Annotated in this window: 1 rRNA gene; it reads left to right on the forward strand. The window is 56.0% G+C overall.

What is annotated here, in order from left to right:
- Positions 1-1,391 (forward strand): 23S ribosomal RNA (locus ADK54_RS11910); the annotation flags it as partial.
- Positions 1,392-1,426 lie beyond the last annotated feature (35 nt).

The following is a 1,426-nucleotide window of genomic DNA, read 5'->3' on the forward strand; positions in this document are numbered from 1 at the left end:
TGAGACCTGATGCCGAGCCGATTGTGGTGAAGTGGATGATCCTATGCTGTCGAGAAAAGCCTCTAGCGAGTTTCATGGCGGCCCGTACCCTAAACCGACTCAGGTGGTCAGGTAGAGAATACCGAGGCGTTCGGGTGAACTATGGTTAAGGAACTCGGCAAAATGCCCCCGTAACTTCGGGAGAAGGGGGGCCACAACCGGTGATGAGTCTTGCACTCTGAGCTGGGGGTGGCCGCAGAGACCAGCGAGAAGCGACTGTTTACTAAAAACACAGGTCCGTGCGAAGCCGTAAGGCGATGTATACGGACTGACGCCTGCCCGGTGCTGGAACGTTAAGGGGACCGGTTAGTCACATTTCGGTGTGGCGAAGCTGAGAACTTAAGCGCCAGTAAACGGCGGTGGTAACTATAACCATCCTAAGGTAGCGAAATTCCTTGTCGGGTAAGTTCCGACCTGCACGAATGGCGTAACGACTTCTCGACTGTCTCAACCATAGGCCCGGTGAAATTGCACTACGAGTAAAGATGCTCGTTTCGCGCAGCAGGACGGAAAGACCCCGGGACCTTTACTACAGTTTGATATTGGTGTTCGGTTCGGCTTGTGTAGGATAGGTGGGAGACTTTGAAGCGGCCACGCCAGTGGTTGTGGAGTCGTCGTTGAAATACCACTCTGGTCGTGCTGGATGTCTAACCTCGGTCCGTGATCCGGATCAGGGACAGTGTCTGATGGGTAGTTTAACTGGGGCGGTTGCCTCCTAAAGAGTAACGGAGGCGCCCAAAGGTTCCCTCAGCCTGGTTGGCAATCAGGTGTTGAGTGTAAGTGCACAAGGGAGCTTGACTGTGAGACCGACGGGTCGAGCAGGGACGAAAGTCGGGACTAGTGATCCGGCGGTGGCTTGTGGAAGCGCCGTCGCTCAACGGATAAAAGGTACCCCGGGGATAACAGGCTGATCTTCCCCAAGAGTCCATATCGACGGGATGGTTTGGCACCTCGATGTCGGCTCGTCGCATCCTGGGGCTGGAGTCGGTCCCAAGGGTTGGGCTGTTCGCCCATTAAAGCGGTACGCGAGCTGGGTTTAGAACGTCGTGAGACAGTTCGGTCCCTATCCGCTGCGCGCGCAGGAACATTGAGAAGGGCTGTCCCTAGTACGAGAGGACCGGGACGGACGAACCTCTGGTGTGCCAGTTGTCCTGCCAAGGGCATGGCTGGTTGGCTACGTTCGGAAAGGATAACCGCTGAAAGCATCTAAGCGGGAAGCCTGCTTCGAGATGAGTGTTCCCACCTCCTTGAGAGGGTAAGGCTCCCAGTAGACGACTGGGTTGATAGGCCAGATGTGGAAGCCCGGTAACGGGTGGAGCTGACTGGTACTAATAGGCCGAGGGCTTGTCCTCAGTTGCTCGCGTCCACTGTGTTTGTTCTGAAGCAA

Source organism: Streptomyces sp. WM6378, assembly GCF_001279695.1.
Classification (GTDB): Bacteria; Actinomycetota; Actinomycetes; order Streptomycetales; family Streptomycetaceae; genus Streptomyces.